This window comes from Nonomuraea salmonea, assembly GCF_042428605.1.
GTDB lineage: Bacteria > Actinomycetota > Actinomycetes > Streptosporangiales > Streptosporangiaceae > Nonomuraea > Nonomuraea salmonea.
Genome location: NZ_JBHMCF010000029.1, coordinates 756778 through 783059, shown reverse-complemented (window position 1 = coordinate 783059; position 26282 = coordinate 756778). Strand labels below are relative to the sequence as shown.

General features: G+C 70.6%; 22 protein-coding genes. 21 read left to right on the top strand and 1 reads right to left on the bottom strand.

Annotated elements, in window-relative coordinates; translation table 11 throughout:
* The first annotated feature begins 439 nt into the window (after positions 1 to 439).
* The 19 genes from ACFFR3_RS27730 to ACFFR3_RS27640 all read left to right on the top strand — a co-directional run bounded on the left by ACFFR3_RS27730 (position 440) and on the right by ACFFR3_RS27640 (position 23832).
* Positions 440 to 1732: a bifunctional folylpolyglutamate synthase/dihydrofolate synthase gene (locus ACFFR3_RS27730; protein ID WP_345409326.1), complete on the top strand. Its 1293-nt coding sequence runs from the start codon at positions 440 to 442 to the stop codon at positions 1730 to 1732.
* Positions 1729 to 2067 (top strand): DUF4233 domain-containing protein, encoded by a 339-nt coding sequence (locus ACFFR3_RS27725; protein ID WP_345387969.1) that lies wholly within the window; start codon positions 1729 to 1731, stop codon positions 2065 to 2067. Before ACFFR3_RS27730 ends, ACFFR3_RS27725 begins: the two co-directional genes overlap by 4 nt.
* Positions 2068 to 2078: 11 nt before the next feature.
* Positions 2079 to 3650 (top strand): hypothetical protein, encoded by a 1572-nt coding sequence (locus tag ACFFR3_RS27720; protein WP_379484084.1) that lies wholly within the window; start codon positions 2079 to 2081, stop codon positions 3648 to 3650.
* Between the two features lie 152 nt (positions 3651 to 3802).
* Positions 3803 to 4213: a nucleoside-diphosphate kinase gene (gene ndk, locus ACFFR3_RS27715; RefSeq protein WP_020546379.1), complete on the top strand. Its 411-nt coding sequence runs from the start codon at positions 3803 to 3805 to the stop codon at positions 4211 to 4213.
* Between the two features lie 332 nt (positions 4214 to 4545).
* The gene (locus tag ACFFR3_RS27710; RefSeq protein ID WP_345387961.1) at positions 4546 to 5577 is read left to right on the top strand and encodes a rod shape-determining protein; all 1032 of its coding nucleotides are present in this window, start codon (positions 4546 to 4548) and stop codon (positions 5575 to 5577) included.
* A complete protein-coding gene (gene mreC, locus ACFFR3_RS27705; protein ID WP_364384711.1) occupies positions 5577 to 6455 on the top strand; it encodes a rod shape-determining protein MreC in 879 nt (292 codons plus the stop codon). The genes ACFFR3_RS27710 and mreC overlap by 1 nt, the downstream gene beginning before the upstream one ends.
* 277 nt (positions 6456 to 6732) lie before the next feature.
* Positions 6733 to 7197: a rod shape-determining protein MreD gene (gene mreD, locus ACFFR3_RS27700; RefSeq protein WP_345387952.1), complete on the top strand. Its 465-nt coding sequence runs from the start codon at positions 6733 to 6735 to the stop codon at positions 7195 to 7197.
* A complete protein-coding gene (gene mrdA / locus ACFFR3_RS27695; protein WP_364384706.1) occupies positions 7194 to 9239 on the top strand; it encodes a penicillin-binding protein 2 in 2046 nt (681 codons plus the stop codon). Before mreD ends, mrdA begins: the two co-directional genes overlap by 4 nt.
* Positions 9240 to 9315: 76 nt before the next feature.
* Positions 9316 to 10434, top strand: coding sequence for a rod shape-determining protein RodA (rodA, locus tag ACFFR3_RS27690; RefSeq protein WP_355412877.1), 1119 nt, complete (start codon positions 9316 to 9318; stop codon positions 10432 to 10434).
* A gap of 66 nt (positions 10435 to 10500) precedes the next feature.
* Complete coding sequence (locus ACFFR3_RS27685) at positions 10501 to 12411, top strand: TIGR03960 family B12-binding radical SAM protein (protein ID WP_364384702.1); 1911 nt, start codon at positions 10501 to 10503, stop codon at positions 12409 to 12411.
* A gap of 138 nt (positions 12412 to 12549) precedes the next feature.
* Positions 12550 to 13317, top strand: a complete 768-nt coding sequence (locus tag ACFFR3_RS27680) for a TIGR03936 family radical SAM-associated protein (RefSeq protein ID WP_364384699.1) — start codon at positions 12550 to 12552, stop codon at positions 13315 to 13317.
* Positions 13318 to 13527: 210 nt separating this feature from the next.
* Positions 13528 to 16764 carry an Rne/Rng family ribonuclease gene (locus tag ACFFR3_RS27675; protein ID WP_379484083.1) on the top strand — a complete coding sequence of 1079 codons (3237 nt, stop codon included), beginning with the start codon at positions 13528 to 13530 and terminating at the stop codon, positions 16762 to 16764.
* A 217-nt stretch (positions 16765 to 16981) separates the two neighbouring features.
* Positions 16982 to 17284, top strand: coding sequence for a 50S ribosomal protein L21 (gene rplU, locus ACFFR3_RS27670; RefSeq protein WP_345387940.1), 303 nt, complete (start codon positions 16982 to 16984; stop codon positions 17282 to 17284).
* A 14-nt stretch (positions 17285 to 17298) separates the two neighbouring features.
* Positions 17299 to 17556 (top strand): 50S ribosomal protein L27, encoded by a 258-nt coding sequence (rpmA, locus tag ACFFR3_RS27665; RefSeq protein WP_012893687.1) that lies wholly within the window; start codon positions 17299 to 17301, stop codon positions 17554 to 17556.
* A 132-nt stretch (positions 17557 to 17688) separates the two neighbouring features.
* Positions 17689 to 19041 carry a GTPase ObgE gene (obgE, locus tag ACFFR3_RS27660; protein WP_364384692.1) on the top strand — a complete coding sequence of 451 codons (1353 nt, stop codon included), beginning with the start codon at positions 17689 to 17691 and terminating at the stop codon, positions 19039 to 19041.
* Between the two features lie 200 nt (positions 19042 to 19241).
* Positions 19242 to 20360 carry a glutamate 5-kinase gene (gene proB / locus ACFFR3_RS27655; RefSeq protein ID WP_379484082.1) on the top strand — a complete coding sequence of 373 codons (1119 nt, stop codon included), beginning with the start codon at positions 19242 to 19244 and terminating at the stop codon, positions 20358 to 20360.
* 22 nt (positions 20361 to 20382) lie between these two features.
* The gene (locus tag ACFFR3_RS27650; protein ID WP_379484081.1) at positions 20383 to 21657 is read left to right on the top strand and encodes a glutamate-5-semialdehyde dehydrogenase; all 1275 of its coding nucleotides are present in this window, start codon (positions 20383 to 20385) and stop codon (positions 21655 to 21657) included.
* A gap of 50 nt (positions 21658 to 21707) precedes the next feature.
* Positions 21708 to 21884 carry a hypothetical protein gene (locus ACFFR3_RS27645; protein WP_345387938.1) on the top strand — a complete coding sequence of 59 codons (177 nt, stop codon included), beginning with the start codon at positions 21708 to 21710 and terminating at the stop codon, positions 21882 to 21884.
* Positions 21885 to 21966: 82 nt separating this feature from the next.
* Positions 21967 to 23832, top strand: coding sequence for a serine/threonine protein kinase (locus tag ACFFR3_RS27640; RefSeq protein ID WP_364384685.1), 1866 nt, complete (start codon positions 21967 to 21969; stop codon positions 23830 to 23832).
* 171 nt (positions 23833 to 24003) lie between these two features.
* Here ACFFR3_RS27640 and ACFFR3_RS27635 read toward each other — a convergent pair whose 3' ends face one another.
* Positions 24004 to 25035 (bottom strand): M48 family metallopeptidase, encoded by a 1032-nt coding sequence (locus tag ACFFR3_RS27635; RefSeq protein WP_379484080.1) that lies wholly within the window; start codon positions 25033 to 25035, stop codon positions 24004 to 24006.
* An 87-nt stretch (positions 25036 to 25122) separates the two neighbouring features.
* Between ACFFR3_RS27635 and nadD the strand changes: the two genes are divergently transcribed.
* Positions 25123 to 25740 carry a nicotinate-nucleotide adenylyltransferase gene (gene nadD, locus ACFFR3_RS27630; RefSeq protein ID WP_345387934.1) on the top strand — a complete coding sequence of 206 codons (618 nt, stop codon included), beginning with the start codon at positions 25123 to 25125 and terminating at the stop codon, positions 25738 to 25740.
* A gap of 102 nt (positions 25741 to 25842) precedes the next feature.
* Positions 25843 to 26238: a ribosome silencing factor gene (rsfS, locus tag ACFFR3_RS27625; RefSeq protein WP_345387932.1), complete on the top strand. Its 396-nt coding sequence runs from the start codon at positions 25843 to 25845 to the stop codon at positions 26236 to 26238.
* Positions 26239 to 26282 lie beyond the last annotated feature (44 nt).

Sequence of the window (26282 nt, the reverse complement as noted above, 5' to 3'; positions counted from 1 at the left end):
CTTTCAAGGAAAGGGCTCCGACACCAGGTTCTGGTGTTGGGGCCCTTTCCGCATGTCCGGACCCCCTTTTTTCTTCCGCATGCCCCGGGGGTCTTTGGGGGCTGGGGTCTTTTTCGGTGTGTTCCCGGTCTTTTTTGGGAGGTCGCGGTCCCGTCGTCTGGGCGGGCGTCTTCGGGGGTCGCTGTTTCTTCGGGTGGTGGCGGCTCCTGGCGCTGGTGCCGGTTGTCGGGGTTCGGTCAGTGCTTTGTATGCGGGGCGGGCGGCGGTTAGGCGGTGTCCTGGGTTGCGCGGTGGTTGTTGTGGGGATGAAGGCTCGGGCCGAGGTGGGTCCGGGCCTTTTGCTTTTCCCGGGGACCGGGCGCCTGGGTGGGGCGTACGGACTGCTGTGGGGGGTCAGTAGGGTTGAGGGGTGGATTATCGTGCGGTAGAACGCGCGATCATGGATCGTGGCGTCGAGTGGGATTTCGAGCCGACGCTCGATCGGATCGCGGCCCTTCTTGACCTTCTCGGCTCGCCGCAGCGGGCGTACCCGGTCATACACATCGCCGGCACCAACGGCAAGACGAGCACGGCGCGGCTGACCGAGGCGCTGTTGCGGGAGCGCAACCTGCGGGTGGGGAGGTTCACCAGCCCGCATCTGGTGTCGATGCGCGAGCGGATCACGGTGGACGGGGAGCCGCTCAGCGAGGAGCGGTTCGCGCAGCTCTATGAGGAGATCATCCCGTACGTCGAGCTGACCGACACCCAGGGGCGGCGGATCCAGTTCTTCGAGCTGCTGACGGCGATGGCGTTCGCGGCGTTCGCCGACACGCCCGTCGACGTCGCGGTGGTCGAGGCCGGCATGGGCGGGTCGTGGGACGCGACGAACGTCGCGGACGGCATGGTGTCCGTCATCATGCCCATCTCGCTCGATCACACCGACCGGCTCGGGCCCGACATCCCCAGCATCGCCGCCGAGAAGGCGGGCATCATCAAGCCGGGGCAGACCGCGGTGTTCGCGCAGCAGGAGCTGGCAGCGGCCGAGGTGCTGATGCGGCGGGCGGCCGAGGTGGGCGCGGTGGTGGCGCGTGAGGGCCTGGAGTTCGGGGTGATGAGCCGTGAGGTGGCGATCGGCGGGCAGCTGGTCACCCTGCGCGGGCTCAAGGGCGTCTACGACGACGTCTACCTCCCGCTCTACGGGGCTCACCAGGCGAGCAACGCGGTGTGCGCATTGGCCGCCGTCGAGGCGCTGACCGGAGGTGACGATCCGCTGGACGTTGATCTGGTGCGCCAAGCGTTCGCTCAGGCCTCGTCGCCGGGGCGGATGGAGGTCGTGCGGCGTACGCCGACGGTGGTGATCGACGCGGCGCACAACCCCGGCGGCATGCAGGCGACGCTGGAGGGGCTGCATGAGGCGTTCGACTTCGCCAAGGTGATCGGCGTGGTCGGCGTCATGCGCGACAAGGACGTCGAGGCGCTGCTGGAGCTGCTTGAGCCGATCCTCGACGAGGTGGTGCTCACGCGTAACTCCTCGCCCAGGTCCATGCCGGTGGATGAGCTCGCGGCGCTGGCCGTGCCGCTCTTCGGCGAAGACCGCATCCGTGTCGTCGAGCGGCTCGACGACGCCATCGACCAGGCCATCGGCATCGCTGACGCCGACGGCGAGTTCAGCGGCACCGGCGTGTTCATCACCGGGTCCGTCGTCACGGCGGGCGATGCGCGGCTGCTGCTCAAAGCGGACGGAAAGCCATGAAGTTCGAGGTCACCCCAGGCATGCGCAGGCTCGGCGGCACCGTGCTCGGCATGGAGGCCATCGTGGTCGGGCTTCTTACGCCGGTGGCGATCAGCGGCGGGGTCGCGACCGGGCTGGCGGTGACGGTCGGCATCGGGCTCGCGGTGCTGTGCGTGGTCATCGCGGGCCTGCTCAAGTGGCCGTTCGGCTACGTCGCGGGGACCGTCGTGCAGGTGCTGGCCATCTGCACGGGCTTCCTCGTACCGACCATGTTCTTCCTGGGCGCGATCTTCGCCGCACTGTGGATCACGGCGATTATCGTCGCTCGCCGTGTCGAGGGCGCTACTTCCCGCTAAAGTCGGCCGGTATGGCCGTCCCCCCAGACACGCGGCCGCCGCTTCAGGCGCGCCTCAGTCGACCCTGGTCGCTCGACATCCTGCTCGGGCTCCTCATCGTGACGTCGCTGCCCCTGGCGGTGGTCGCGGTGCCCAACACGCTCTCCGTCGTCGCCGGGCTGCTGCCGGACGATCTCGACCAGGCCGGGCTCATGCGTACGCACGGGCTCGCCCTGCCCGCGCTGATGCTGGCGGTGCCGCTCGCGGTGGCGTTGATGCGGCGGGTGCCGGCGGCGCCGCTGCTGGTCGGCGCGCTCGCGCTGGTGGCGCTGTCCGACGCGGCGGGTGGTTACGCGGCGTCGGAGCTCGTCGTCGGCGTGGTGCGGGTGCTGCGCGGCGCCGGTTCCGGCGCCGTCATCGCCGTCACGCTCGCCGCCGCCTGGCACCGGGCGCCGGTCCTGCGCGGGTTGTGGGCGGGCGTGTTCGCGCTCAGCCTGCTCACCGCACAGGCGCTCGCGCTGTGGCCGCTCGACGAGGTGACCAGCTGGCGGGTGACGTTGCAGCCGTATCCGCTGGTCACCGGCATCGCGCTGGCGCTGGCGGCGGTGCACTTGGTCGTGTGGCTGGTGCTCGGCAGGCCCGACGGCGACCCTCTCGAGAACGGCGAGCTGAAGCGGTTGCTGCTGGCCGTGGCGCCGGTCGCGGTGGTCGCGGCTGCGGCCGTCAGCACGGCGAGCGCGGGGTGGCGGTCCGGAGCCGTGGTCCTGCTGGCGGCGCTCGCGGTGGCGGGGCTGCTGGCGCTGGCGTCCATCGGGGGCGCGGTGCGGCGGGTGTCGGCGTACACGATGGTGGCCGTCGGCGTGGTGCTGCTGCCGAGTGCGGCGCAGATCACGCTGGTCGAGATGGGCGGGCTCGGCGGGCCGGGGCTGCGCGGGTTGTGGGTGCCGTACGCGGTGGCGGGGGTGCTCGCGATCGCGGCCGCGGTGGCGGTGCGGCTGCTCGGGCGGGGTGGCCGGCGGTGGCTCGCGCCGCTGGGGCTGCTCGCCGTGGTGGGCGGGCTCTGTTCGGTACGGCTGGTGGTGCCGTCGGCCGACGGGATGGTGCTGGCGGTGCCGTTCACGCTGCTTGCCGTGGGTGCGGCGGTCGCGATCACGGCGGTGCTGCAGGACGTCGGGCTCGGCGCGGCCGTCTACGGGCTGACGCTGTGCTGCACGGGAGTGCTGACCGGGTTCCTGCTCGGCGCGGGCGTGCAGATGGCGATGCTGGACGGCGTACGGTCGCCGCAGGAGCTGGTCGACGGGTTCGTGGGAGCGTTGCACTGGTGGGCGCTGATCAGCGGGTTCCTGGTCGTGGCGATCATCGTGCTGGCTTCGCTGATGGCGCGGCGGCCCGGCAAGGAGCCTGCGGTGCCGCAGGGGCCCTGTGCGGGGCCGTCCGAGCCCGGCGACGTGCTGCTCGTCAGTGCGCCGGTCGACGATGACCGCGCTGACGGTGATGCGCCGCAGGTGGCGGCGCCCGTCGTGAAGTGGGGGGCGTTCGGTGGGGCGGGCAAGCCGGCGGTGCCTCCTCCTGGGCAGTCGCCCGAGGATGCCGGGTCAGGATGAGCGGCTACCGCGGAAACGAGGGCAGGGGCGCGGTAACGGTAAGCTGAGGGCCCTGCTACGGCGGCGCGTGGGCCCGTGCCCCGCGACGCGACCTCGCGGCCGGGCGGGTGCCTGCAGCCGCGACCACACCCATGTTCGAAGGAGAACCCCACGTGTCCGAGCGCACTCTTGTCCTGATCAAGCCCGACGGGGTTAAGCGCGGCCTCATCGGTGACGTGATCGCCCGTGTGGAGCGCAAGGGCCTCAAGGTCGTCGCGATGGACCTGCGCACCCTCGACGCCGACACCGCCAAGGCGCACTACGCCGAGCACTCCGAGCGGCCGTTCTTCGGTGAGCTGGTCGAGTTCATCACCTCCGGGCCGCTCGTCGCCATGGTCCTGGAGGGCCCGCGGGCCGTCGAGGCCTTCCGCGCGCTGGCCGGCGCCACCGACCCGGTCAAGTCCGCTCCCGGCACGATCCGCGGCGACCACGCCCTCGAGATCGGCGAGAACGTCGTCCACGGCTCCGACTCGCCCGAGTCGGCCGCGAGGGAGATCAAGATCTTCTTCCCGGACCGGTTCTGACCGATCCGCACTTTCGAGCCCGCGCAGTTCCGGCTGCGCGGGCTTTTCTGTCGGCGGGGCGGCGTATGGTTCTGACATCGCAAGCGCGGGATGTTGATGACGAGGATTTTGCCGGCGGGTTGCCGTAGGGTGCGGAGAGATCGCTGGGTGGACCGTTCCAGGTCGCGATCGGATGTTGTGGTGCAATCCGGGCAAAGCTGCGGTTGAGGTAGGGGCTGGAGATTTTTGACGGGCGCGATGGCTCATTGCGCGCATCGGTGGGTACGTCACGTTACGATTCGAATTCATTCCGTAGTCACTCGCGAACGACGTTACGGAGGGCTCCGTTCCCCATGGGCAGCAAGCTCGCGTTCCTCGGCCGTGACATGGCGGTCGACCTGGGCACCGCCAACACGTTGGTCTACGTGCGTGGCCGCGGCATCGTGCTCAACGAGCCGTCAGTCGTCGCGATCAACACGGCTACCAGCAAGATCGTGGCGGTCGGCATCGAGGCGAAGCGGATGATAGGCCGCACGCCAGGCAACATCATCGCGGTCCGTCCGCTCAAAGACGGCGTGATCGCAGACTTCGACGTCACCGAACGGATGCTGCGATATTTCATCCAGCGGGTCCATCGGCGACGCCATTTCGCCAAGCCGCGCATCATCATCGCCGTGCCGAGCGGCATCACGAGCGTGGAGCAGCGGGCGGTGAAAGAGGCCGGCTACCAGGCGGGTGCCAGGAAGGTCTACATCGTCGAAGAGCCCATGGCCGCGGCCATCGGCGCCGGGCTGCCGGTGCACGAGCCGACCGGCAACATGGTCGTCGACATCGGTGGCGGCACCACCGAGGTGGCCATCATCTCGATGGGCGGCGTGGTCACCAGCCAGTCGATCAGGATCGGCGGCGACGAGCTCGACCAGGCGGTGATCGCCTTCGCGAAGAAGGAGTTCTCGCTGATGCTGGGCGAGCGCACCGCCGAGGAGATCAAGATCGCCATCGGTTCCGCCTGCCCGATCGGCGAGGAGTCGCACGCGGAGGTGCGCGGGCGCGACCTGGTCAGCGGGCTGCCGAAGACCGTCATCGTGTCCAGCGAAGAGATCAGGAAGGCCACCGAGGAGCCGGTCAACGCGATCGTCGACGCGGTCAAGACCACGCTCGACAAGTGCCCGCCCGAGCTGTCCGGCGACATCATGGACCGCGGCATCGCGCTCACCGGCGGCGGCGCCCTGCTCAAGGGGCTCGACGAGCGGGTCAAGGCGGAGACGGGCATGCCGGTCCACCTGGTCGACAACGCGCTCGACTCGGTGGCCATCGGATCGGGCAAGTGCGCGGAGGAATTCGAGGCCCTGCAGCAGGTCCTGGTTCCGGAGTCGCGGCACTGATGAGAGATTCGCGCCGTGCCCGGCTGATCCTGGGAGTGCTGCTGGCGGCGGCACTCGTCATCCTGACCGTCGACCACCGCACGGGTGACAGCTCGCCGCTGCGCCCGCTGCGGGCGGCCGGCGCCTACTTGTTCGGCACGGCGGAGCAGTTCGGCAACGTGGTGGTGCGGCCTGTCGGGGCGTTCCTGCACGCGATCGTCACCGCACCGGCCGCTCAGGAGCGCATCGAGACGCTCAAGGAGGAGAACGCGAAGCTGCGGGCCGGGCTGGTGGCGGGCAAGCTCGACGCCGATCGGTCCAAGGAGCTGAAGAAGCTGATCGGGCTGGCCGGCACCGGGGGCTACAAGATGGTCACCGGCAGCGTGATCGCGCGGCGCGGGCTGCCGGGGTTCGAGGACGCCGTGCAGATCGACGTGGGCGCCAGTGACGGGGTCCGGCCGGAGATGACCGTCATCAACGGCGACGGGCTGGTGGGGCGGGTGGTGCACACCACCTCGCGTACGTCGACGGTGGTGCTGGTCAGCGATCCCGCCTCGTCGGTGGGTGCGCGGCTCGAGGGCGGCAAGGAGATCGGCGTCGTGCACGGCGTGGGGGAGCACGGGCGGCTGGTGCAGTTCCGGCTGCTCGACTCGACGGCGCCGATGAGCAGGGGCGGGCGGATCGTCAGCTTCGGGTCACAGAACTGGCGGCCGTACGTGCCGGGGGTGCCGATCGGGGTGATCGAGCGGGTGGAGTCCACGCCCGGCGAGCTGACCCGCATCGCCTACGCGCGGCCGTATGCCGACCTGACGGCGCTCGACGTGGTCGGTGTGGTGGTGGAGGCGCCGAAGCGGGACCCGCGTGACGCGGTGCTGCCCGCGAAGGAGACGGCCCGGTGACGGGGCGCCTGCACGGTCACGGGACCTGCGGAGGAGGCGGCGTGTCGCGGGGGCTGCTCGCGTTCGCCGGTGGCAGGCGGGCGTTGTGCGGTGTTGAGGTGCGTGGTCGCGGGGCTCGTGCAGGAGATGGCGCGATGGCAAGGCGGGAGCCGCTCGCGTTCGCCGGTGGCAGGCGGGCGTTGCGCGGTGCCGAGGCGCGTGGTCGCGGGACGGGTGTGATGACGAGGCACGAGTCGTTCGCGTCTGGCGGTGGCGGGGTGCGTGGGAAGGGGGCGTGGTGATCGGCGGGTTCTCGGTGGTGCTGGCGTTGCTGGCGCAGGTGATGCTGGTCAATCGGGTGGCGTTGCCCGGTGGTGGTGCGCCTGATCTGGTGCTGCTCGCTGTCATCGGCATCGCATTGACCAGGGGGGCCGCGCCGGGCGCTGTGCTCGGGTTCTGCACCGGGCTGCTCGTCGACGTCATGCCGCCGACCGCGCACCTCGTCGGGCAGTACGCGTTCGTGCTGGCTCTGGTCGGTTACGTCGCCGGGCGCGGCGCGGGCGGGCCGGTCACCACCGTCGTGCTGTGCGTGCTCATGGCGCCGCTGCTGGCGGCGGCCGTGGGGGGCCTGATCTCCGACCCCCGGGTGACGATGGCCACGCTGACCGAGCAGGTGCCGGTCACGATCGTCTACACGCTGCTGGTCTCGCCGATCGTGATCTGGCTGACGACGAGAGGCAGACAGGCGAGGTTCTCGACATGACCAGGATGCGGGCCCGGCTGCTGGTGCTGCACGTGATCGTGCTGACGTTGCTGGTCGTGCTGGCGATGCGGCTGTGGCAGGTGCAGGTCGTACGCGGGCAGGAGTTCGTGACGCGGGCGACCGAGACCAGGACGCGGGCGGTGATCGTGCCGGCCGTGCGCGGGCAGATCCTCGACGCCAGGGGCCGCCCGCTGGTGCGCAACAAGACCGCGCTCGTGGTCTCGGTCGACAGGACCCGGCTGCTGCGGATGAAGGACGGCGGCGTCCATGTGCTGCGCAAGCTGTCGCAGGTGCTCGGCAAGCCGGTCTCCGACCTGCAGCAGCGCATCACGCCGTGCGGTCCAGGGGTGGGCAAGCCGTGCTGGACGGGGTCCCCGTACCAGCCGGTTCCGCTGGACGAGAAGGTAGACACCCGCGAGGCGCTGCAGATCCTGGAGCGGCAGGAGGAGTTCCCCGGCGTGACGGCGGAGATCCACCCCGTGCGGCAATATCCGCTGGGCAGGGCGGGCGCGCAGATGCTCGGCTACCTGCAGCCCGTCACCGAGGCCGAGCTGGAGAAGCGGGAGGGGCTCAAGGCCGCCTTCTCAGGGGTCGACCTGGCGGGGCGCGACGGGATCGAGTACGTCTACGACGACGCGCTGCGCGGCAAGGCCGGGCTGCGCAGGGTCCAGGTCGATCGCATGGGCAAGGCGCTCGGGGTCGAGGAGCAGGTCACGCCGATCCCCGGCGACCATCTGGTGACCAGCATCGACGCGCGGGTGCAGGACGTCACCGAGAAGGCGCTGAGCAAGGCCATGAAGTCGGCGCCGTCGGCGGACGGTGGAGCGGCCGTGGTGCTCGACGCCCGCACCGGCCGGGTGGTGGCGCTGGCCAGCGCGCCCAACTACGACCCGGAGATCTGGGCGGGCGGCATCTCGGCACGCGGTTACCAGTGGCTGATGTCGGAGAAGTCGGGCAAGCCGCTCGTGTCGCGGGCGATCAACGGGCAGTTCGCGCCCGGCTCGACGTTCAAGATCACTTCGGTGGCGTCGATGTTGCGGGCCGGCTACCCGATCAACGGCACCTACGGCTGCCCCGGCTCCGTCAACGTGGGCGGCCGGGCCTTCAACAACTTCCGCGGCATTCCGCTGGGCACGCTCAGCATGCACACGGCGCTGGTCAAGTCGTGCGACACGATCTTCTACAAGGCGGCCTACGAGCAATACCTCAAGGACGGCGGGCGCCATCCGAAGAAGAAGCCGAAGGAGATCTTCGCGAACACGGCCAGGGCCTTCGGGTTCGGCTCGCCGACCGGGGTCGACCTGCCTGGCGAGTCGTCGGGCCGCATCCCGGACCGTGCCTGGAAGAAGAATCTGTGGAACCAGACCAGTGCGATCAACTGTGAGCGGTCGCGCAGGGGCTATCCGGAGGTCAAGGACAAGGCGCGGGCGGAGTTCCTCAAGCGGCTGGCGCTGGAGAACTGCACCGAGGGCTTCCTGCTGCGGCCGGGTGACTCGGCCAACTTCTCCATCGGACAGGGCGACGTGCTCGTCACGCCGATGCAGCTGGCCAGGGCGTATGCGGCGCTGGTGAGCGACGGCAAGGTGCGCAGCCCGCGCATCGGGTGGGCGCAGGTGCGGCCCGACGGCAAGGTCGTCCGTACGATCCCGGTGCCGGTCGTCGGCAAGCTGCCGCTGAGCGAGAAGGAGCGGCTCTACATCAAGCACGCGCTCAGCCAGGTCGCCCAGGACGGCACCGCGGCGGGAGCCTTCGCCGGGTTCCCGATGAACAAGGTGCGCGTGGGCGGCAAGACCGGCACCGCGGAGGTCTGGGGCAAGCAGGACACCTCGTGGTTCGCGTCCTTCGCGCCCACGAAGAACCCGCAGTTCGTGGTCGTCGTCATGGTCTCCCAGGGCGGCATGGGCGCGCAGACGGCGGCGCCGGCGGCCAGGGAGATCTACGAGGGCATCTACGGCATCAAGCGCAAGGCCGCGGTGCCGGGCGGGCGGCTGACGACACGGCTGCCCAAGTTCCTGCCCGACGGGACGGTGACCGGGGGATGAGCGGGGTCGGCGGGGAGAGGGGGGCGGGGTGAACGCGCGTACGGTGGCGATTCGGCGGCCCTCGCTCCTTCGGCGGATGGCTCGCGAGAACTCGACCGTGCGGCGCCTCGACGGGCTGATGCTGGTCGCCGTCGCGGGCCTGTCCATCATCGGCACGCTGCTGGTGTGGTCGTCCACCAGGACGTGGGCGCCAGGGTCCACGGGGCTGGTGAAGAAGCACCTGCTCAACGAGGCCATCGGCATGGTGATGTGCGGGCTGGTCGCGACCATCGACCATCGGGCGATGCGGGCGTACGCGCCGCTGGTGTTCCTGCTGTCGCTGGTCGGGCTGGGGCTGGTGATCACCCCGCTGGGAGCGACGATCAACGGGTCGCACTCGTGGATCCTGCTGGGCGGCGGGTTCGCGGTGCAGCCGTCGGAGTTCGCGAAGGTCGGGCTGCTGCTCATCATCGCGATGCTGCTGGCGCAACCTGCCGAGGGCACCGACCGGCCGCGCGGGCTCGACGTCGTGCTGGCCCTGGTCGCCGCCGGCATCACGATGGGGCTGGTCATGCTCCAGCCCGACCTGGGCACGGCGATGGTGCTCGCGGTCATCACGGCGGCCGGGCTGATCATCGGGGGCGTGCGGAAACGGGTCATCGCGCTGATGGTGCTGGCCGCCGGTGGCGCGGTGTTCGCGGTGTTCTACTTCCAGATGCTGGAGCCGTACCAAGTGGCGCGGTTCACGGCGTTCGTCGATCCGAGCGTGGATCCGCGCGGGGTCGGCTACAACAGCACGCAGTCGATGATCGCCATCGGGTCGGGGCAGCTTCTGGGCAAGGGGCTGCTCGGCGGCGGGCAGACGACCGGGCGGTTCGTGCCCGAGCAGCACACCGACTTCATCTTCACGGTGGCGGGGGAGGAGTTCGGATTCCTCGGGTCCGTCACGGTGGTGCTGCTGCTCGGGGTGGTGCTGCTGCGCGGGCTGAAGATCGCCCGGCAGTGCGAGGACCGCTTCGGGACGCTGGTCGCGGGCACGATCGTGTGCTGGTTCGCGTTCCAGGCGTTCATCAACGTGGGCATGACCATCGGGATCATGCCGATCACGGGGCTGCCGCTGCCGTTCGTCTCCTACGGCGGCACCGCCACTTTCGCGAATCTCATCGCGGTGGGGCTGCTGCAGGCCATCAAGGTGCGCAGACAGTCGTTCGAATAGCGGCCGTGACGGCGTGGCGGCCGGCGGGCGGACACGGCAGGGGTCGAGCGCCGCTACGCTTGACGTATGCCTGTCGAGTCGATTTTCCACCGCCTGGAAGCGCTGCTGCCCAAGGTGCAGAAGCCCATCCAGTACGTCGGGGGTGAGCTCAACTCGACCGTCAAGGACTGGGACTCCGCCGACGTGCGGTGGGCGTTGATGTACCCGGACGCCTACGAGGTCGGGCTGCCCAACCAGGGCGTGGCCATCCTCTACGAGATCCTCAACGAGCTGCCGGGCACGCTGGCCGAGCGCACGTACGCGGTCTGGCCCGACCTCGAGGCGCTCATGCGCGCCGAGGGCGTGCCGCAGTTCACCGTCGACGCGCACCGCCCGGTGCGCGCCTTCGACGTGCTCGGCGTGTCGTTCTCGACCGAGCTCGGCTACACCAACATGCTGACCGCGCTCGACCTGGCCGGCATTCCGCTGCTGGCCGTCGACCGCGGCGAGGACGACCCGATCGTGCTCGCGGGCGGCCACGCGGCCTTCAACCCCGAGCCGATCGCCGACTTCCTCGACGCGGCCGTGCTCGGCGACGGTGAGCAGATCTCCATCGCCATCTCCGAGGTCATCCGCGAGTGGAAGGCGGAGGGCCGGCCCGGCGGCCGTGACGAGCTGCTCATGCGGCTCGCCGAGTCGGGCGGGGTCTACGTGCCGAAGTTCTACGACGTCGAATACCACGCCGACGGCCGCATCAAGCGCGTCGCGCCCAACCGGCCCGACGTGCCCTGGCGGGTGCACAAGCACACGGTGATGGACCTCGACGAGTGGCCCTACCCGAAGAAGCCGCTCGTGCCGCTGGCCGAGACGGTGCACGAGCGGTTCAGCGTGGAGATCTTCCGCGGCTGCACGCGCGGGTGCCGGTTCTGCCAGGCGGGCATGATCACGCGTCCCGTACGCGAGCGCTCGATCACCACGATCGGCGCGATGGTCGACAACGGCGTCAAGCAGTCCGGCTTCAACGAGGTCGGGTTGCTGTCGTTGTCGTCGGCCGACCACTCCGAGATCGGCGACATCGCCAAGGGCCTGGCCGACCGCTACGAAGGCAGCAACACGTCGTTGTCGCTGCCCTCGACCAGGGTCGACGCGTTCAACATCGATCTCGCCAACGAGTTCTCCAGGAATGGCAGGCGCTCGGGCCTGACGTTCGCGCCCGAGGGCGGCTCGGAGCGCATGCGCAAGGTGATCAACAAGATGGTCACCGAAGAAGACCTGATCCGCACGGTCACCACGGCCTATTCGCAGGGGTGGCGGCAGGTCAAGCTCTACTTCATGTGCGGGCTGCCCACCGAGCAGGACGAAGACGTGCTCGGCATCGCCGACCTGGCCAAAAAGGTCATCAAGGCGGGCCGCGAGGCGACCGGCAGCCGCGACATCCGCTGCACGGTCTCCATCGGCGGGTTCGTCCCCAAGCCGCACACCCCGTTCCAGTGGGCCGCTCAGGCCGACCACGAGACCGTCGACCGGCGGCTCAAGGCACTGCGCGAGGCGCTGCGGAGCGACAAGAACTACGGCCGCGCTATCGGCTACCGCTATCACGACGGCAAGCCGTCCATCGTGGAGGGGCTGCTGTCGCGGGGCGACCGCAGGGTCGGGGCCGTCATCAGGGCCGTCTGGGAGGACGGCGGCCGTTTCGACGGGTGGAGCGAGCACTTCTCGTACGAGCGCTGGATGACCGCCGCCGAGCAGGTGGGCGTCGACGTCGACTGGTACACCACCCGCGAGCGCGAGGAGAACGAAGTTCTTCCGTGGGATCACCTCGACGCCGGGCTCGACCGCGAGTGGCTCTGGCAGGACTGGCAGGAGGCCGTCTCCGGCGCCGAGGTCGAGGACTGCCGCTGGACCCCGTGCTACGACTGCGGTGTCTGTCCGACTATGGGCACTGAGATTCAGATCGGCCCCACAGGGCGGAAACTCCTTCCTCTGACGGTGGTCTAGCGCGCTCAGTGGGCGAGCCGTGTCTCGGCGTACACGTTCACGCGCCGGGGCGGCTTATCCTGAGACGTAGGAACTCTTACAAGGGAAGGACGACAAGCTCTGAAACCTGTTCCCGAAGGGCCTCCGCCCGCGCCCACGGTGCAGCGCCTGCGTGTGCGTTACGCCAAGCGCGGTCGCCTGCGCTTCACCAGCCACCGCGACATCTCGCGGGCCGTTGAGAGAGCGGTCCGCCGTGCCGGCATTCCGGTGGCCTACAGCGCGGGCTTCTCGCCCCACCCGAAGATCTCCTACGCGGGCGCGGCGCCGACCGGCGTCGCCAGCGAAGCCGAATACCTCGAGATCGGTGTTACCGCGCCGTGCGACCCCGGACAGGTCAGACAGGACCTGGACGCGTCGTTGCCGCCTGGGCTCGATGTGCTCGACGTTGTGGAGGCGGGTCCGGGGGGGCTGGCCGACCGCTTGGAGGTCTCCGACTGGGAGGTGCGGCTGTACGGTGCCGATCGCGAGCTCGCCGAGGTGGCGGCGCAGAAGTTCCTCGCGGCAGGCACGGTGGAAGTCGAGCGCCTCACCAAGAAGGGCCCCCGCCGCTTCGACGCGCGGGAGGCCGTCCTGGGGCTCACGGTGTCCGAGGGAACAGCCAGAACCGCAGCTCAGGTGCGCGAGGAGCCGTGTGTCATACTGCGCATGGTTGTTCGGCACATGACGCCTGCCGTTCGACCCGACGATGTGCTCACAGGGCTGCGCCTTGTGGCCGACTTCGCGCCGCCGGTTCCCCCCGAGGTGACCAGGCTGGCGCAGGGGCCGCTCGACGCGACTACTGGTGCGCTTGCCGATCCGCTCGGCCTGGACCGCGACGACACGCGCGGCGGCGAGGCGGCGTCGGCGGGTGAGCACGTCGCCGGTTAAGGATGTGCCCGGCGCGAGCCGAGCACGACCGCTGACAGGACTTGGCGCCGGTGCGCTCGCGATGAGCGTGCCGGCGGACAACGAGACACGAGGGCTCCTGCGCGGCGCGGCGACGCGCCCGGGAGCTGACGGGAGAGCGCCCGCATGCTCGACAACGAGCCCAACGCCGGGGCCACTGGCCCTGACGGGGAGACAAATGAACAGCCGCAGGTGACGAAGCGTCGCCGCTCCAGCAGGCCCGCGGGTCCTCCGCCGGAGCTGCCGGAGGAGCCGGCGTCCGTGCCGGTCACCGTCGTCGCCGCCCAGGCGGCGCCTTCGGTGGCCGAGGTGCAACCGGTGCAGGTCAAGGCCGTCCAGCGTGCGGCGGGTGAGCCGGCGCCTGAGCTGCTCGCCTCCGCGAGCGACACGCCGGCGGTGACCACCGGTGCTGCCGGTACGGCTGCCGTCGTCACGCCTGCCGAAGCCAATGGCGCCGCCGGGGAGAGCCCGGTCGAGGCCGCCGCGGCGGAGAGCGTGCCGGAGAGCGGGGCCGAGAACGTTCAGGCGGCTGAAGAGAAGCCGAAGAAGACGACGCGGACGCGGTCCACCGCCACGACGACGCGGCGGCGGGTCACGAAGAAGGCCGCCGAGGCGGAGGCCGAGGGGGAGCTGCTCGAGAGCGAGGCTCCTGCGCCGGTGAAGCGGACCAGGACGCGCAAGAAGGCGGAGGCCGCTGCCGAGGCGCCGGCCGCAGGGGAGTCCGCCGTGGACGCCGGGGCGGCCGCGTCTGCCGGTGACGAGGCGGGTGCCCAGGGCGGCGTCGGCCAGGATGCCGGTGCCGCTCAGGGCGCCGGTGCCGTGGTGAGTGGTCAGGATGCCGGTGCCGCGGTGGGCGCCGGTGATGCGGCCGTCGTCGCCGGTGAAGCTGAAGGTGAAGCTGAGGCGGCGCCGGCCGGGCGTACGCGGACGACCCGGACCCGTACCAGGAGCACCACCTCGACGCGCCGCAGCAGGACCCGCGCCGCTGATGAGACCGCCGAGGGCGGGCCTGAGACGGGCGCAGAGCCCGTCGCGGGGGCGCGGGCGGCGGCAGGCACCCAGGTGGCCGGTACGCAGGCTGAAGAGGCCGTTCAGGGCGTCGCAGGCCAGGCCGGAGAGCCGGCGCCGGGCGGGGACGCTCAGGCGGCCGGTGCGGTCGCGGGCGACGCGGCCGGTGCGGCCGAGCCGGTCGCGGAAGGCGCGGACGTCGACGACCAGGATGAGGACATCATCGAGATCCTGCCCGAGGACGAGCCGCTCGACGACGAGCCCGCCGGTGAGGACCTCGACGAGGACAACGTGCGGCCGAGCCTGCTCGCCGACCCCTTCGGGCTGACCGTGCGCAGGGAGACCGAGCCGGGAGGCGCCTCCTTCCGGCGTCCTGCGGCGATCTTCGAGCCGCTGTTCCAGGCGCCCGACCCCAGCAAGGCCAAGCCGGCCGTGACGCGCAAGCCGGAGCCGGAGCCGGAGCCCGAGCCCGAGCAGGAAGAGGTCGAGGAGGTCGTCGACGAGACGGCGACCGAGGAGGAGACCGACCTCGACACCTCCGATGAGCAGGAGGAAGAGGGCGGCAGCCGGCGCCGTCGCCGCCGCAGGGGCGGCAGGGGCCGCGGCAAGACCCGTGAGCGCGACGACTCCGAGGACGCCGAGGAGTCCGAGGAGGAGACCGACGAGGAGCCGGCCGAGGAGGGACAGGAGGAGGAGCAGTCCAGCTCGCGCCGCCGTCGCCGGCGCCGCCGCAGGGGCACCGAGGAGGGCGCCGAGCCGGCCAGCGACGACCCGCCGAACACGGTGGTGCGGATCCGCGCGCCGCGCTCCGGACGTACGACGACGCTCGACACCGCCACCGACGGCGTGCAGAGCGTGCGCGGCTCGACCCGGCTCGAGGCCAAGAAGCAGCGCCGCCGCGAGGGCCGCGAGCTGGGCCGCAGGCGTCCGCCGATCATCACGGAGTCGGAGTTCCTCGCCCGCCGCGAGTCGGTCGACCGGATGATGGTGGTGCGCCGCCAGGGTGACCGTACGCAGATCGCGGTGCTGGAGGACGGCGTGCTCGTCGAGCACTACGTCAACCGCGAGGCCAGCCAGTCCTATGTGGGCAACGTCTACCTCGGCAAGGTGCAGAACGTGCTGCCGTCGATGGAGGCGGCGTTCGTGGACATCGGCAAGGGCAGGAACGCGGTCCTGTACGCCGGAGAGGTGAACTTCGACACCGTCGGCATGGAGGGCCAGCCGAAGCGGATCGAGTCGGCGCTGAAGTCGGGCCAGTCGGTGCTGGTGCAGGTCACCAAGGACCCGATCGGCCACAAGGGCGCGCGGCTGACCTCGCAGATCAGCCTTCCTGGGCGATACCTCGTCTACGTCCCCGACGGGTCGATGACCGGCATCAGCCGCAAGCTGCCCGACAAGGAGCGCAGCCGGCTCAAGAGCATCCTGAAGAAGGTCATGCCGGAGAACGCGGGCGTGATCGTGCGTACGGCGGCCGAGGGCGCCTCCGAGGAGGAGCTGGCCCGCGACGTGGCCAGGCTGTCGGCGCAGTGGGAGAACATCCAGAAGAAGGCCAAGTCGGCCAGCCCGCCCGAGCTGCTGTCGGCCGAGCCCGACCTGACGATCCGGGTCGTTCGTGACGTCTTCAACGAGGACTTCACGAACCTGGTCGTGCAGGGCGACGACGCCTGGGAGACGGTGGACGACTACGTCAAGTACGTCGCGCCCCACCTGGGCGAGCGGCTGTCGAAGTGGGACGCCGAGCAGGGCGACGTGTTCGAGTCGTACCGGATCGACGAGCAGCTCGGCAAGGCGCTGGAGCGCAAGGTGTGGCTGCCGAGCGGCGGCTCGCTGGTGATCGACCGCACTGAGGCGATGACCGTCGTCGACGTCAACACCGGCAAGTTCACCGGCCAGGGCGGCAACCTGGAGGAGACCGTCACCAGGAACAACCTGGAGGCGGCCGAGGAGATCGTGCGCCAGCTCAGGCTGCGCGACATCGGCGGCATCATCGTCATCGACTTCATCGACATGGTGCTGGAGTCCAACCGCGACCTGGTGCTGCGGCGGATGCTCGAGTGCCTGGCCCGCGACAGGACCAAGCACCAGGTGGCCGAGGTGACGTCGCTGGGCCTGGTCCAGATGACCCGTAAGCGGGTCGGGCAAGGGCTCCTGGAGGCGTTCTCGACGCCGTGCGAGTGCTGCAACGGGCGGGGTCTGCTGGTCTCGACCGAGCCGGTCGAGAGCAAGCCGGAGCCGCGCGGGACGCAGGGCAAGATGGCGGTCGAGAAGGCGGTCTCGGACAAGGTTTCCGCGGCCAAGGACACCTCTGGCCGTGATACCGTGACCGGTGCGCTTGAAGACGTCCCGGCTGAGGACGACCAGGCAAACCAGACTTCCGGCAGGGGGCGGCGACGCTCGCGCCGAGCCAAGTCCGCCGAGTAGCACTCGGCGAGCTTCCGACGATCCGTCCGGTTCGCCTAGGGGCCCGTTAATCCGGTACCCTGGTGAACCGGTGCGTCAGGTGACGTGCCCTGTTGGCGCGCTTACTCGGTTCGTCGGTTTCAGACCGGCCGAATGACGGGCGCAGCATTCGGCGGCCGCCTCTTCGTGAGGCGGCTGATGATCGAAAGCAACAGTGAGTCAGTAGAAGGGTTCCGCGGTGTACGCGATCGTTCGTTGCGGCGGCAGGCAGCAGAAGGTCTCCGTCGGTGACGTCCTCGAGGTGGACAAGGTCGCCGGCGAGGTCGGCTCTTCGGTAGCGCTGCCGACGGTGCTCGTCGTCAACGATGGCGACGTGACCACCGAGGCGGGCAAGTTCATGGTCAACGCCGAGATTCTCGGCGAGACCAAGGGCCCGAAGATCCGCATTCTCAAGTACAAGAACAAGACCGGTTACAAGAAGCGCCAGGGTCACCGCCAGCGGTACACCCAGGTGAAGATCACCGGTATCGAGCAGGCCTGACGGGAGTTTGAGAGATGGCACACAAGAAGGGCGCGTCGTCCACCCGGAACGGTCGTGACTCCAACGCCCAGCGCCTGGGCGTCAAGCGCTTCGGTGGGCAGCTGGTCAACGCGGGCGAGATCATCGTCCGCCAGCGCGGCACCCACTTCCACCCCGGCGACAACGTCGGCCGTGGTGGCGATGACACGCTGTTCGCGCTGGCCGCCGGCCACGTGCAGTTCGGCGTCAAGCGCGGCCGGCGGGCCGTGAGCATCGTTCCCGTCGCGGAGTAAGGTTCCTCCTTCTCCTTCGACCTTTCAGGGGTGGATCGACACGTCGATCCACCCCTTTGGTGTTGGTACGGCCGTGCGGCCGGGTTGTGTGGGTATGAGATGCCTCCTTGGGGGGCGATGGAGGGATAAGGCATGCCGGACTTCGTGGACCAGGTGGTCCTGCACGTCAAGGCCGGTGACGGAGGGAACGGGTGCGCCTCCATCCACCGGGAGAAGTTCAAGCCGCTCGGCGGCCCCGACGGGGGCAACGGCGGGCGCGGCGGCGACGTCATCCTGGAGGTCGATCCCAACACGGCGACCCTGCTCGACTACCACCGCCGCCCCCACCGCAAGGCGCCCAACGGCAAGCAGGGTCAGGGCTCCAACCGCGACGGCGCCAACGGCGATGATGTGATCCTCTCCGTGCCCAACGGCACCGTGGTCAAGGACGCGGCCACGGGTGAGGTGCTGGTCGACCTCGTGGGGGCCGGCACCCGCTACGTCATCGCGCAGGGCGGCCACGGCGGGCTCGGCAACGCGGCCCTGGCCACCACCAAGCGGAAGGCGCCCGGGTTCGCGCTGCTCGGCGAGCCGGGTGACGCGCTCGACGTGATGCTGGAGCTGAAGAGCGTCGCGGACGTGGCGCTGGTCGGCTTCCCGAGCGCGGGCAAGAGCTCGCTCATCGCGGCGCTGAGCGCGGCCAAGCCGAAGATCGCCGACTACCCGTTCACCACCCTGATCCCCAATCTGGGCGTCGTGACCGCGGGGGAGAACGTGTTCACCGTCGCGGACGTGCCAGGGCTGATCCCCGGGGCGTCGGAGGGCAAGGGGCTCGGGCACGAGTTCCTGCGGCACGTCGAGCGGTGCGACATGCTCGTGCACGTCATCGACTGCGCCACCATGGAGCCTGGGCGCGACCCGGTCACCGACTACGAGGTGATCGAGGGCGAGCTGCGGGCGTACGGGAAGCTTGCGGACCGGCCGCGGCTGGTCGTGCTCAACAAGGCCGACGTGCCCGACGCGCGGGAGCTGGCCGAGATGGTCAGGCCCGAGTTCGAGGAGCGGGGGCTGAAGGTCTTCACGATCTCGGCGGCCACGCACGACGGGTTGCGGGAGCTCGCGTACGAGATGGGCGAGTGGGTCGCGGCGGCCAGGGCCGCCAAGCCGGTCGAGGAGCCCACGCGGCTCGTCATCAGGCCCAAGCAGCTCGGGGACGCCGGGTTCAGGGTGCGGCGAGTCAACGAGAACCTGTTCCAGATCACCGGTGAGAAGCCGGAGCGGTGGATCAGGCAGACCGACTTCAGCAACGACGAGGCCGTCGGCTACCTCGCCGACCGGCTGGAGCGGCTGGGGGTCGAGGAGGAGCTGGCCAAGGCCGGCGCCGAGGCGGGGGCCGAGGTGGTCATCGGGCCCATGGAGGGCGGTTACATCTTCGACTGGCAGCCGACGATGCGGGCGGAGTCCGTACGACAGGGGCCACGCGGCACCGACAACCGCCTGGGCTGACCCGCGCTGCACCCCGCCCCGCCCGGCCAGAGGGGCACGCGGGTGCGCAAGCGCCCGGACGATCGGCGGGCGAAGCCGTTCCAGGGAAATGGAACCGGTTCCCGGTAGATCGTTCGGGGGCTGGGTGCGGGGGTGGAGTGGGTTCTCGGGGGTGGTGCTCGATGCGGTCCGTCCTGGTGTGAGCGGATAGGCTGCCAGACGTGCGGGAACAGATCAGCTCAGCGTCGAAGGTCGTTGTCAAGGTCGGCTCCTCCTCGCTCACCACCCCCCAGGGCATGATCGACGTCGATCGGGTCGACGCCCTGGTGGACGTGCTGGCGGCGCGGCGCCGGGCCGGGACGCAGATCGTCCTGGTCTCCTCCGGAGCGATCGCGGCGGGCCTCGGCCCGCTCGGGCTGAGCGCGCGACCGCGCGACCTCGCCACCCAGCAGGCCGCCGCCTCCGTCGGCCAGGGCGTGCTGGTGGCCCGCTACACCTCCTCCTTCGCCCGCTACTCGCTGCGCGTGGGCCAGGTGCTGCTGACGGCCGACGACATGATGCGCCGCGCCCACCACGCCAACGCCCAGCGCACCCTCAACCGGCTGCTCGAGCTGGGCATCGTCCCCATCATCAACGAGAACGACACGGTGGCGACCGACGAGATCCGCTTCGGCGACAACGACCGGCTGGCCGCGCTGGTGACGCACCTCATCCACGCCGACGCGCTGGTCCTGCTGTCCGACGTCGACGCGCTCTACGACGGCCCGCCCAGCCGCAGCGGCTCGCGCCGGCTGGCCGAGATCCGCGGGTCCGAAGACCTCGCCGGGGTCGAGCTGGGCAAGAACGGCGCGTCCGTCGGCACCGGCGGCATGGTGACCAAGGTGCAGGCGGCCAGGATCGCGACCGGCGCGGGCGTGCCCGTGGTGCTCACCGCGGCCGCCCACGCGGCCCAGGCGCTGGCCGGCGCCGACGTCGGCACCTACTTCCACCCCGGCGGCCGCCACCCCGGCACGCGGCTGCTCTGGCTCGCCCACGCCACCACCGGGCGCGGCCGGCTCCACCTCGACGACGGCGCGGTGGAGGCCATCGTGGGGCGCCGCAAGTCGCTGCTGCCCGCCGGGGTGACGTCGGTGGAGGGTGACTTCGCGGCGGGCGACCCGGTGGACCTGTGCTCCCCGCAGGGCGCCGTGGTGGCGCGCGGGCTGGTGAACTTCGACGCCGTCGAGATCCCCGGCCTGCTCGGGCGTTCGACGAAGGAGCTGGCGAGCACGCTCGGTCCAGAATACGAACGCGAGCTCATCCACCGCGACGACATCGTCATACTGGAATCCCACAACTGAACGTTCCATCGAGGAGCACGCGATGTCCGAAGAGTTCCTGAAGGTCGCCCGCGCGGCACGAGAGGCCGCCGCCGAGCTGGCCCCGCTGCCGCGGGCGCCCAAGGACCGGGCGTTGCGCGCCGTCGCCGACGCCCTGGTCGCCCACGCGGCGGAGCTGGTCACGGCCAACGCCGAGGACGTCGAGCGGGCCAGGACGCAGGGCACGTCGGAGGCGATGATCGACCGGCTGCGGCTCGACGAGGCGAGGATCGGCGCCATCGCCGAGGCCGTACGCCAGGTGGCCGACCTGCCCGACCCGGTCGGCGAGGTGGTGCGCGGCACGACCCTGCCCAACGGGCTCGAGCTGCGCCAGCTCAGGGTGCCGCTGGGCGTGATCGGCATCATCTACGAGGGCCGCCCCAACGTCACCGTCGACGCCGCCGCGCTCTGCCTCAAGAGCGGCAACGCGGTGCTGCTGCGCGGCTCCTCCAGCGCCTACTCCTCCAACACCGCGCTCGTCCGCGTCATGCAGGACGCGCTGGCGGGCACCGAGGTGCCGGCCGGGGCCGTCCAGCTCGTGCCGGGCCAAAGCCGCGACTCGGTCAAGGAGCTGATGCGCGCCCGCGGCCTGGTCGACGTGCTGATCCCGCGCGGCGGTGCGTCCCTGATCAACTCGGTGGTCGAGGGGTCCACGGTGCCGGTCATCGAGACCGGCGTCGGCAACTGCCACGTCTACGTCGACGCCGAGGCCGACGTCGACCTGGCCGTGCAGATCCTGGTCAACGCCAAGGCGCAGCGGCCGTCGGTGTGCAACGCCGCCGAGACGTTCCTCGTCCACCAGGACGTCGCCGACGCGTTCGTGCCCAAGGCGCTGGCCGCGCTGCGCGAGGCCGGCGTGACCGTGCACGGCGACGAGCGCATCGCCGGCTACGACGCGCAGGTCGTGCCCGTCACCGAGGACGACTTCTACGCCGAATACCTCTCCCTCGACATCGCCGCCGCCGTCGTCGGCTCCCTGGAGGAGGCCGTGGCCCACATCAGGCGCTACGGCTCCGGCCACACCGACGCCATCGTCACCCGGTCGCAGGGGGCCGCCAGGCGGTTCGTCGCGCTCGTCGACTCGGCCGCGGTGGCGGTCAACGCCTCGACGCGGTTCACCGACGGCGGGGAGTTCGGGTTCGGCGCGGAGATCGGCATCTCCACCCAGAAGCTGCACGCGCGCGGCCCGATGGGGCTGCCCGAGCTCACCTCCACCAAGTGGATCTATACGGGTGAGGGGCATTTGCGCACGTCAGAGGGTACGGTGGTGGCCGGTTAGTCGGCGTGTCGGCCTGACCGGCGCCGGGTGGCGTCGCTTGACTGGGGCACATGGAAATCGTCGTCGCCCTCGTCTTCTCCGCCGCGGTGCTCTTCGGCGCCGACCGGCTGATGCTGTGGCTGGAGAGCCGCGGCCACGTCAACTGGCGCAGGAAAGGACGTCGGCAGCTGTCGGACGAGCCCACCGCGCGGCTCGACAGCATGCTCTCCGACCACACACGCCGATAAACCTTCGGCGTGCCTCACGCGGCGACACGCTCACCGGCGCTAGGGTTGTGTCCCTTATGGGCGCGCCGGGCGGGGAGGGACGGTGAGCAAGCTCGGCAAGGTCGGGCCGTACAGCCTGGTCGAGCGGCTCGGCCGGGGTGGCATGGGCGAGGTCTACCTCGCGACCACCCGCCGCGGTGAGCGAGTCGCGCTCAAGGTCCTGCACGACCTAGCCGAAGACGAGACCTCGCGCATCCGCCTGGAGCGCGAGGTGCGAGCGCTGCGCAGGGTCGAGAGCCCGTACGTCGCCAAGGTGCTCGACGCCGACCTCGACGGCGCGCGGCCGTACCTCGTGATGGAGCACATCGAGGGCGTCACGCTGCTCGAGCGGGTGCGCCAGAACGGGCCGCTCGACGTCTCCGACCTCGTCGATCTCGCGCAGGGCATCGCCGCCGCGCTGGCGATCATCCACGCGGCCGGCGTCGTGCACCGCGACCTCAAGCCGGGCAACATCATCATGGGCGCGCGGGGGCCCGTGCTCATCGACTTCGGCATCGCGCAGGTGCTCGACGCGACGCGGCTCACCATGACCGGTACGTTCCTCGGCACCCCCGGCTACACCGCTCCCGAGATCTTCGCCGACGAGCAGGTGGACTCGCCGGCCGACATCCACGCCTGGGCCGCGACGGTGGCGTTCGCGGCGACCGGGCGGCCGGCGTTCGGGCGGGGCACGGCCGAGGCGCAGATGTACGCGGTGCTCAACGGGCAGGCCGATCTCAAGGGCGTGCCGGTCCAGCTGCTGCCGCTGGTGCGCGCGGCGCTCAACAGGGAGCCGGGCAAGCGGCCCACGGCGGCGCTGCTGGCCGACCGGCTGTCGCGGCTGGCCAAGGCCACGAGCGCGGCCGAGCCCGAGCCTCAGGCCGCCGCCGGGCGTGCCGCCGACTCCGCGGAGGACACTCCGCCCAAGGGCACGGCCGTGCGCAGCAGGACGGCCGAGGAGGCGGCCACGCCGCGCGGCGAGGCCAGGGCCAGGAGCCGGCCCAACGCGGTGCCGGCCGAGGGCAAGGTGCCGCCGCCGCGCGGGCGCGGCAGCCGGGCGCTGCCTGAGAGCGGGCGTACCGGGCGCGCTGAGAGCGGGCGTTCCGGACGTGCCGCGCCCGAGAACGGGCGTACCGGGCGGGCCGTGCCGGACCGTTCCGGGCGGGTCACGCCTGAGAGCGGGCGGTCCGGGAACCGGGCGGTGCCCGACGGCGGAGGGTCGGCGCTCGCGCGGAGCCGGGCCGAGGGCAAGGTGCCGGCGCCGCGCGGGCGTACCGGAGGTGACGGCAAGAACACCGGGCCACGGGCCAAGGTCACCGCGTCGCGGCAGCGTACGGCGGCGGCCGTCAGGAGCAGGACGGCCACGCAGGACCGGCGCAAGGCCGCCGGGCTGCGCGGCGAGTCGCACACCACGCTGCCCGCGGGCAACGGGGCGCTGTTGCTGCTCGCGGTGCTGGCCGTGCCGTGCGTGGTGGTGTCGGTGATCTGGCCGATCGCCTCGATCGCCATCACGACCGCGTTCGTGGTGCTGACCAGGACCCTGTGGATGGGGCACTGGATGGTCAGGAAGCGCAGCTCGCGGCGTACGCGGGTGGCGCTGCGCGTGCTGTCCTTCCCGATCGCGCTGACCGGGGCGGCCTCGACCGCCGTCGTCTGGCCGGGCGTGCCCGTCGCGGTGGCGGCGGGCGGAGCGCTGTGGGCCGTCGGCGGCGGGGAGATCACCCCCGATTGGTGGCAGCAGGCCGCGCCCGTGACCGTGGCAGGCGTGGTGTTCGGGATGCTCTGCGGCGGGATCACCGGCCGCGAGATCGAGCGCATCGGTCAGCGGTTGCCCGATCTGCGCAGGGAAGGGTTGCGGGCGCTGGCCGTGCTGGGCGGTTTCGTCGCGTTGTGCGCGGCGGCCGTCCGAGCCATCGCCCTGCTGCTTTGACCCGCGCTCCCCGCGGCGGCGTTCGGCGCCTGGCCGAGTGGCGTGCGGGCTGTCCTCGTGCGGGCTGTCCTTGTGCGGGCTTTCTGCTGGGCCGGTGGTGGCCCGCCGCCGTGGTGCGGCGGGCCGGCGCGGCCGATCAGGCGGATCCGCCGCGCGGTGGCGAGGCGGTGCTCAGCCCTGGCCGCCGTCGCGGCGGGAGAAGCGGTTGAAGATGCGCTCGCCCGCGTTGACCGCGCCCTCGGCCACGTCGCGGAGGACGCCGATGAAGGGGTCCTGCGACTGCTGCCACGACGCGCGGTAGGACTCGGCCGCCGCCTTGATCTCCTCGGTGACCCTGGCATTGGCGTCGTCCTCCCTGCGGGGGTAGTCGCCGCCGATGATCCGGTCGTATTCGCCGCTGCGCTGCCACTTGTCCAGCTCCGCCACGCGCACCACCGCGAACGGGTGGGTGGTGCCGAGCAGGTTGAGCACCTTGAGGAAGCCGTCGCGAAGGTCGCCCGCGGTGTCGTATTCCTGGTATTGCTCCAGGAACGCCTCGATGTTCATCTCGTGGGTGTAGTCGCCGCCCGCCAGCTTCATCAGCGCGCGCTTGGCCGCCTCGGGGTCCTGCCCGACGAGCAGGCCGCCGCGGTCGGAGGACAGCTCGGACTTGCGGTACCACTCCTCGAGGCCCGCGACGATCGCCCGCAGGCCGATGTAGCCGAGCGGGATCCAGGCGACGCGGGTGGCGAGGCGGGTGAGGATGTCGAGCATCGTCCGGTAGACCGCGTGCCCCGACAGGATGTGCGAGGTCTCGTGGCCGATGACGAAGCGCTGCTCCTCCTCGTTCATGAGGTTGAGCAGGCCGGTGGTCACGACGATGAACGGGTCGTCGAAGCCGATGGCCTTGGCCTGGACCTGCGGGTCCTGCTGGACGTAGATCTCCGGGATGCGGTGCAGGTCGAGGGTGTAGGCGGCGTCGCGGCCCATGTCGTAGAGGGAGCGGAACTGGGTCTCGCTCACGCGTACGGCGGACGCGAGGTACATCAGGCGGAGCCGGCGCTCGCTGACGAGGCCGGACATCTGCTTGAGAACGGTGTCGAACCCACTCAACTTACGCAGAGCGACCAGGGCGGACCGGTCTGCTGGGTGTTCGTAGGCTCGGGACGAGATGCCTGGCAGTTGGACGCGGCTGCGGTCCGGGGTGGTCGTCATGCCCGGCATGCTACGTCCGCAACGGAAGTGATGCGCGGTCATCGTGCAGGGGGGTGCTGTCATGTTGTCCGGGAGCGTCCGCGTAAGGTCCGTTTCATGATGAACGCGCCTGGTATGCAGGGGAAGCGGCGAGTAGGTGTGATGGGTGGGACGTTCGATCCCATCCACCACGGCCACCTCGTCGCCGCCAGCGAGGCGGCTCACCACTTCCAGCTCGACGAGGTGGTCTTCGTCCCGACGGGGCGGCCGTACCAGAAGTCGGAGCGCGAGGTGTCGGCGCCCGAGGACCGCTATCTGATGACGGTCATCGCGACCGCCTCGAATCCGCGCTTCTCCGTCAGCCGGGTGGACGTCGACCGGCCGGGACCGACGTTTACGATCGACACACTGCGTGATATTGCGGAAATTTACGGTCCTGACGCTGATTTGTTCTTCATCACCGGCGCCGACGCGCTCGGCGCCATCCTCGACTGGCAGAGCGCCGACGAACTCTTCGAGCTCGCCCATTTCGTCGGCTGCACCCGGCCGGGGCACACCCTGCACGACCCCGGCCTGCCGGAAGGCCGCGTGACCTTGCTGGAAATCCCCGCCCTGGCCATCTCTTCGTCCGAATGCCGTCAGCGGGTCGCAAAGGGCGAGCCCATTTGGTATCTGGTGCCCGACGGAATCGTTCAGTACATCAACAAGCGAGGGCTGTATCACGCGGCCGGATGAGCCTTCTCAGGGCGTCCTCGTGGCGTAGGTGAGGGGTTTCGGCCTGGAAGGGTACCCTCAACATAAGGGCATGCTGCCGACACAGGAGGACAGACCCGCATCGTGACCGCATCTGACAGATCCGTCCAGCTCGTGCGCATCGCCGCGGAGGCCGCGGCCGACAAGCTGGCCGATGACATCCTGGCCTACGACGTGAGCGAACAGCTCGTCATCACCGACGCCTTCGTGCTCTGCTCCGCCACCAACGACCGTCAGGTCCGCGCCATCGTCGACGAGATCGAGGAGCGGCTGCGCACCGAGGCCGACGCCAAGCCCGTACGCCGTGAAGGCGAGCGTGAAGGGCGGTGGGTGCTGCTCGACTACATCGACATCGTCGTGCACGTACAACACGAAGAGGACCGTACGTTCTACGCGCTTGAGCGCTTGTGGAAGGACTGCCCGGCCATCACCCTGCCGGAGAGCGTCATGCAGGCCAACCTCCAGCGGGCGCGCGCGTGACCGACCGACACAACGTGGAGTCTCGTGTCGATTGCGAGCAATCT

Coding starts and splice junctions, on each gene's coding strand:
- ACFFR3_RS27730 (WP_345409326.1), top strand. CDS start 440: ATGGATCGTGGCGTCGAGTGGGATTTCGAGCCGACGCTCGATCGGATC.
- ACFFR3_RS27725 (WP_345387969.1), top strand. CDS start 1,729: ATGAAGTTCGAGGTCACCCCAGGCATGCGCAGGCTCGGCGGCACCGTG.
- ACFFR3_RS27720 (WP_379484084.1), top strand. CDS start 2,079: ATGGCCGTCCCCCCAGACACGCGGCCGCCGCTTCAGGCGCGCCTCAGT.
- ACFFR3_RS27710 (WP_345387961.1), top strand. CDS start 4,546: ATGGGCAGCAAGCTCGCGTTCCTCGGCCGTGACATGGCGGTCGACCTG.
- mreC (WP_364384711.1), top strand. CDS start 5,577: ATGAGAGATTCGCGCCGTGCCCGGCTGATCCTGGGAGTGCTGCTGGCG.
- mrdA (WP_364384706.1), top strand. CDS start 7,194: ATGACCAGGATGCGGGCCCGGCTGCTGGTGCTGCACGTGATCGTGCTG.
- rodA (WP_355412877.1), top strand. CDS start 9,316: ATGGCTCGCGAGAACTCGACCGTGCGGCGCCTCGACGGGCTGATGCTG.
- ACFFR3_RS27685 (WP_364384702.1), top strand. CDS start 10,501: ATGCCTGTCGAGTCGATTTTCCACCGCCTGGAAGCGCTGCTGCCCAAG.
- rpmA (WP_012893687.1), top strand. CDS start 17,299: ATGGCACACAAGAAGGGCGCGTCGTCCACCCGGAACGGTCGTGACTCC.
- obgE (WP_364384692.1), top strand. CDS start 17,689: ATGCCGGACTTCGTGGACCAGGTGGTCCTGCACGTCAAGGCCGGTGAC.
- ACFFR3_RS27650 (WP_379484081.1), top strand. CDS start 20,383: ATGTCCGAAGAGTTCCTGAAGGTCGCCCGCGCGGCACGAGAGGCCGCC.
- ACFFR3_RS27645 (WP_345387938.1), top strand. CDS start 21,708: ATGGAAATCGTCGTCGCCCTCGTCTTCTCCGCCGCGGTGCTCTTCGGC.
- ACFFR3_RS27635 (WP_379484080.1), bottom strand. CDS start 25,035: ATGCCGGGCATGACGACCACCCCGGACCGCAGCCGCGTCCAACTGCCA.
- nadD (WP_345387934.1), top strand. CDS start 25,123: ATGATGAACGCGCCTGGTATGCAGGGGAAGCGGCGAGTAGGTGTGATG.